This window comes from Sporolactobacillus inulinus (genome assembly GCF_006539285.1).
In the GTDB taxonomy this organism is placed as follows: domain Bacteria; phylum Bacillota; class Bacilli; order Bacillales; family Sporolactobacillaceae; genus Sporolactobacillus; species Sporolactobacillus inulinus.
In genome coordinates, this window is sequence record NZ_BJMS01000140.1 from 1 (window position 1) to 5,434 (window position 5,434).

The window sequence follows — 5,434 nt, forward strand, 5'->3', positions numbered from 1 at the left end:
CAAACGGCTCGGCTCTAAAGGAGTCTTTTTTTTTTCCCGGATAGCGCGTTCAAAAATCAAACCGGCGTTACATCAGCCATGACCCGATAACCGATCGGATTTGGATGCAGATGGTCAAAACCGAGCAGCTGCGGTTCATACCCTGAGAAGGCATGATAAACGTCAGCGATACGCACGTGCGCATCATCCTCGAACTGATTTAAACGTTTATTGTAGTTTTCAAGCCAATGATTGGTTTCCGGTATATAGAAGAGTGGATTGTATAAATTAAGAATGCGCACCAGATAAGGATCAGTGCTGTCTTCATGAAGCAGATGAATTCTGTAGATCATCTGTTCCATGTGGGCTAAACTGTTTTCGGTTGCTTGAAAGATGGCTGAAAAATCGCCCGTTTTCATCCAGTATCGCCCGGCTTTGAGAAAATCATTGCCGCCGCCTGTAATCGTGAGAAACGTTGATTTTCCAATCGTTGAAGCGATTTCCGGGTGAAATGTGGATTGCAGAATCTGTTCGGTCGTTGCCCCGTTCTTTGCAAAAACTTGCCGTCTCAGCTTTACACGGTAATACATCTCTAGCTTTCGCTGATAAAGTTTAACAAAATTAGGTTGAAATACAGTTGAACCGATGCCTACGGTTAATGAATCGCCCAGTGCAGTATAGAGAGGCTCTGCGCGCAACATCGTCACCTCCAATTGAGAAAGTTTTCCTGTTTCTAATGTATTCTTATGAGCTGCATCTGGTTCAAGCATCTCGAATGCTTGAGCCAATAAAGCATCAAATGAAGTAAAATCACGGCAGTTTACTTTTCACTTTATCGATGATGGTCGCCGAGAAAAAACAAAAAAACAGCATCTGCCTCATGTACATGGCAAGATGCTGAAAATGAATGTCGAATTATTTTGGGGATAGAAATTAGTTACCGATAAATTCTTGAGTCCAGTAAGAACCGTAAGAACCGCCGTCAACATAACCGACACCAATTGTCGTAAAGCTTCCGTTCAGAATGTTCGCACGGTGACCCGGGCTGTTCATCCATCCTTGAACGACTTCTTCTGGCGTCTTTTGTCCTGCAGCAATGTTTTCACCGGCTGTTTTATAAGAAATACCGAATTGCTTCATCATATCAAATGGTGAACCGTAGGTCGGTGACTGGTGGTCAAAGTAGTTTTTGTCTCTCATGTCCTGAGACTTTGTACGGGCCATTTTAGACAGCTTACTGTTGTCTGCTTTCAATGGCTGCAGACCTGCTTTTGTCCGTTCTTGGTTGGTCAAATCAACAACCTTTTGTTCAAAAGCATTCAGCTCACTGTTCGATGGCTGTGATGCATCATTTGCAGGCTTGTCTGCTTTTTCAGAAGATCCGTTGCCTTGGTTTGGCGCCGGTTGCTCTTTTTGTGGCTGAGCCTTAGGTTTTTCAGCCTGAGTTGTCTCCTTTTTCTCCGGAGCCTGTACCGACGGATCCTTTGCATTCAGCTGCAAATTAAATTGTTCCTGGAGTTGGGTCACATCAAGGTTGATTCCCAGTTTCTTAAGCAAAGCATCGAGATCCGTAGCTTGCTGTTCTTGCACATTCAATGGATTGATCAATGCATTGAATTGCTTCGTGCAAACTTTACTGTTTGACGGAGACGCTGCTTGTGCCTGACCTCCTCCAAAAGCGAGTGGCAGGGCAAGTGCACCTGCGATCGTTAAACCAACAACTTTCTTTTTCATTGTATAACTCCCTCCTTGGTTCATAGGTTTCGGGATTAGGAGATTAGTAATGGGGTAAAAGGATGAATTACATGATGTTACCAGATTTGTGGAAGATTAAGTCAAAATGGAGGGAATGCGGCAAATGACATGCAGCTGAAGATAAGAAAACCGAGGCGACACCTAGTCTTACTTCCGCAGGATGCGGTGACTTCTATCACACTGCTTATCCCAGTCCAGTCCGTCCAAAATCATAAAGAGCATCTCAAAGTTGAGATGCCCTCTGTAAGTCAATGATCTAAAGTGTGACGTTTAGTCTTTTGTTTCGTTTGGACAATAACGATTGAACCAATTCATCAGTTCGTGCAAACGCGTAAAACGATTTTGCGGCCGCCCACTGCGCGAAAGCTCATGATTTTCACCATTGATGCGCACAAAACGAGCAGGAACGCCAAGGCGGCGTAAGGCAACATACCATTGTTCTGCTTGTTCGATCGGGCAGCGATGGTCCTGCTGGCTATGGATTATGCAGATCGGTGTTTTAACCTTCGGCGCGTTACGGATTGGCGAGAACTGCATCAACCGTTCTTCAGCATTCCATAAATCAGCACCATTAAAATAACGCTTCAAAAAAGAGTAGCCGATATCGCTCGTCCCGTAAAAATTATAAAGATTGCAAATGGAACGCTGGGTCACGGCGGCACGAAAACGATTGGTCGTACCAACGATCGTATTGGTCATGAATCCTCCGTAACTGCCTCCGGTGACGTATTGATGCGTTCGATCACATTCTGGAAAATGATCAAGAACATAATCAAGACCTTTTAAAAGATCTTCTTTATCTTTTCGACCCCAGTCATTAAAGCATCCTGCACAAAAGGAAGAGCCGTAACCTCGGCTGCCGCGCGGGTTGGTATAAACGACCGCATAGCCCTCTGCTGCAAGACATTGAAATTCATGATTAAATGAATCACCATATGCGGAAGCGGGTCCACCATGAATTTCAAGAACAATGGGAATTTTCTTGGCCTTTCGTGCGCGATTTGGCGGCAGCAGTACCCATCCATCGATGGTCCAATCATCAGCCCCCTTGTAAGTAAAAGCAATCGGTTCATTGAGGTCGAGTTGGTTAAAAAGCGATTGATTATGGCGACTATTTTGTCGAATTGAGTCGTTATTTCCTAGGAAATAAAGATCACCGGTTGAAAACGGTGTTGAAATGATTGCAGCAATAACATTGTTCTGCATCGCAAAAGAAGTGACGACATGCTTTTCTTTCATAAAAAGCGTTGTGCAGATTCCGTCAAGATGCACCGTCTTTAAACCGCTAATCGCTCCTTCTTGAACGAGACAGATCAGCGCTTGGCTATCCTCGGTCCACGCAATTAAGGACTCTCCTTCATCAAAGCGGGCATCGGTACTAACAAAGTTTCCAAGTGATAGATTCCAGTGCTCGGTAATATGATGGACGGTTCCTCCATGAGAAGGGAGCAGCAATAGCTCAATGTTTTTCGGAGAGAATTCGCCATCTTCAGTTCCAGCAAGTGCGACCGTACGCCCATCTGGGGAAACAGCGAGATCATAGAGTGTACCTCTGGCTTGATAAATGCAGGCTGTTGTTTCCGTTGACAAGTGATAGGCGTAGACATCAAACAGAAAATCGCTTTGTTCAGGAGCGGGTTTTGTCATTAAAAAGTAGAGTGTATGTCCATCTAATGAAAATCGAGGCATCTTCGCATCACAATTCGGTTTGGTGATCCGGGCAATTGGAAAAGGAAGATCAGCATTTTTTGTTTAAAACGAAAAAAACATCATCCCAAGGTATGGGATGATGTCCAAAGGCAAAACTTAACCTTATTTAGGAAATTGCTGTTGCGCGTACTGAGTGAACTGCTGCACCGTCTGTTGAATTTTTTGTGGGTCTTGAGACTCCATTTTGTACCAGCCTTTGTTGAACATGAGATTAAAAAGATCACGTTGGTGATCACAGGTCTGTTCGGAGACGTTCTTTATATCTTGATATAAAGCTTGATGGCTGGCTTCTTGAAGCGCATGTACATAAGAGACGCCCAAATATTTTTCTGTAAGCAGTACATCGTTCAGGTAGTCGCGGTCATTCATTTGCGGGGTTTTTGAAACCTGAGCTTCCGGATTTTGAATCGGCATGGATTGTGCCGGCTGTTGTTCCATCATTTTGCCATACCTCCTGCCATTGTTTTCGCTTGAACATGTTTACTCAAGTGATTCAGGATTGTTTGGTAATGGCGCATGTGAAGCTGGCATGTCCGGTTCATCGCTTGAACAACGTCTTGATCCTGACACATTGTTGAATAGGCATGGGCCTTTTTAATGATTTCAAGGTTCCACGAAAGCATGTCTTCAATGTACAGAAAATCTTTTGTAGAAAGTATTGCCGGAGGCTGTGGGTAGGTCACTTGATTCTGCCCGCTTTGCTGTTGCATATTCATGTTTTTTTCACACTCCTGTTTTGTTTGGTAGCGGCGCTCTTTTGTATTATGTCCACATGCTTTAAAAAAATTGATGCGAATTGGTGGTGATCTTTGGCTTGCCAAATACGCTTGGGTATAATAAAAAAGAAAGCAAAAACGTAGAGAGAGGATGAACGATGTGCTTACGATGTACAGTTACCCGCCATGCGGCACTTGCCGAAAAGCAAAAAAATGGCTGGATGAGCATCATATTTCCTATCAGATCATAAATATTGCCGAACAGCCGCCAAGTCGTGCCGTATTAGCACAAATCATCAAAAAAAGTGGGGCACCAATCGGCAAATTCTTGAATACAAGCGGAAAGCACTATCGTGAAGGCGATTATAAAAACAAAAGGAAAAATGCTTCTGAAGAACAATTACTGGAGTGGCTAGAAGCGGACGGCATGTTGATCAAACGTCCACTTGTTTTTGATGAACAAAAGGCGACCGTTGGATTCAGTGAGCACCTGTTTGAAAAGGAATGGCTGGAAAAGGTTAAGAACGCATAAACTTTACGGTTTTTTCTTCCATTTCCTTACGGTATAATATGTATATCATTAGGAAGAAGAACATCATTTGTGAAAAAAACGGAGGCAAGATAATGAGCGTACCAACAGACCTGCTTTATTCAAAAGATCATGAATGGGTAAAAAAAGAAGCCGATGGAAAAGTTCGTATCGGTATTACGGAATTTGCACAAAAAGAACTTGGAGACATCGTTTTTGTCGAATTGCCTGAAGTCGGTGCAGAACTGAGCGCCGGCGACTCATTCGGCAGCGTCGAATCAGTAAAGACGGTTTCAGAACTGTATGCACCGGTTAACGGTGTCGTATCTGAAATTAATGATGAATTGGAGGATTCACCCGAATTTGTCAATGAGTCCCCCTACGAAAAAGCGTGGATGATCGAACTTGAATCTGTGGATGAATCTGCGTTTGAACAATTGCTTGATGCTGCTGCTTATGAGAAATTGATCGGTTAATTTAAAAGCGTAACGATTAAGACACCACCGGTCATCACAATCCTTGTCATCAATTTGTTACCGTATTGTTGCTTTATTGGAGCAGCAGTGCATGGTATAAATAAGACAAGGATTTTTTTGCGTTCATTCGACAAAAAAACGATCGACCTGTACATTAACAAAAGTTTTTGACAATAGTTCATCCAGTTAATGGGACATGTTATGTTAAAAAAAAAGAAGAGCAACTGACTCTGAATCCTGAGCTACACTTTTTTTATTTTTTTATTTTA

The 5,434-nt window shown here is 43.1% G+C and carries 7 protein-coding genes; 2 read left to right on the top strand and 5 right to left on the bottom strand.

The window, feature by feature from the left end; genetic code table 11:
- Window positions 1-56 precede the first annotated feature (56 nt).
- The 5 genes from SIN01_RS13730 to SIN01_RS13750 form a co-directional block, all read right to left on the bottom strand.
- Window positions 57-767 carry a GDSL-type esterase/lipase family protein gene (locus tag SIN01_RS13730; RefSeq protein ID WP_237760163.1) on the bottom strand — a complete coding sequence of 237 codons (711 nt, stop codon included), beginning with the start codon at window positions 765-767 and terminating at the stop codon, window positions 57-59.
- A gap of 145 nt (window positions 768-912) precedes the next feature.
- A complete protein-coding gene (locus SIN01_RS13735; protein ID WP_010024527.1) occupies window positions 913-1,713 on the bottom strand; it encodes a CAP domain-containing protein in 801 nt (266 codons plus the stop codon).
- Window positions 1,714-2,004: 291 nt separating this feature from the next.
- Window positions 2,005-3,423, bottom strand: a complete 1,419-nt coding sequence (locus SIN01_RS13740; RefSeq protein ID WP_084688953.1) for a S9 family peptidase — start codon at window positions 3,421-3,423, stop codon at window positions 2,005-2,007.
- A 123-nt stretch (window positions 3,424-3,546) separates the two neighbouring features.
- Window positions 3,547-3,882 carry a spore coat protein gene (locus SIN01_RS13745; protein ID WP_029548349.1) on the bottom strand — a complete coding sequence of 112 codons (336 nt, stop codon included), beginning with the start codon at window positions 3,880-3,882 and terminating at the stop codon, window positions 3,547-3,549.
- Window positions 3,882-4,160: a hypothetical protein gene (locus tag SIN01_RS13750; RefSeq protein WP_010027401.1), complete on the bottom strand. Its 279-nt coding sequence runs from the start codon at window positions 4,158-4,160 to the stop codon at window positions 3,882-3,884. The genes SIN01_RS13745 and SIN01_RS13750 overlap by 1 nt, the downstream gene beginning before the upstream one ends.
- A gap of 151 nt (window positions 4,161-4,311) precedes the next feature.
- Here SIN01_RS13750 and SIN01_RS13755 point away from each other — a divergent pair, with 151 nt between their 5' ends.
- Both SIN01_RS13755 and gcvH read left to right on the top strand, forming a co-directional pair.
- On the top strand, window positions 4,312-4,692 hold the full coding sequence (locus SIN01_RS13755; protein WP_039745554.1) for a Spx/MgsR family RNA polymerase-binding regulatory protein: 381 nt from the start codon (window positions 4,312-4,314) through the stop codon (window positions 4,690-4,692).
- Between the two features lie 92 nt (window positions 4,693-4,784).
- Entirely contained in the window at window positions 4,785-5,165 is a 381-nt protein-coding gene (gene gcvH, locus SIN01_RS13760) for a glycine cleavage system protein GcvH (protein WP_010024972.1), read from the top strand.
- Window positions 5,166-5,434: the final 269 nt, after the last annotated feature.

Coding starts and splice junctions, on each gene's coding strand:
- SIN01_RS13755 (WP_039745554.1), top strand. CDS start 4,312: ATGAACGATGTGCTTACGATGTACAGTTACCCGCCATGCGGCACTTGC.
- SIN01_RS13750 (WP_010027401.1), bottom strand. CDS start 4,160: ATGAATATGCAACAGCAAAGCGGGCAGAATCAAGTGACCTACCCACAG.
- SIN01_RS13735 (WP_010024527.1), bottom strand. CDS start 1,713: ATGAAAAAGAAAGTTGTTGGTTTAACGATCGCAGGTGCACTTGCCCTG.
- SIN01_RS13740 (WP_084688953.1), bottom strand. CDS start 3,423: ATGCCTCGATTTTCATTAGATGGACATACACTCTACTTTTTAATGACA.
- SIN01_RS13745 (WP_029548349.1), bottom strand. CDS start 3,882: ATGGAACAACAGCCGGCACAATCCATGCCGATTCAAAATCCGGAAGCT.
- gcvH (WP_010024972.1), top strand. CDS start 4,785: ATGAGCGTACCAACAGACCTGCTTTATTCAAAAGATCATGAATGGGTA.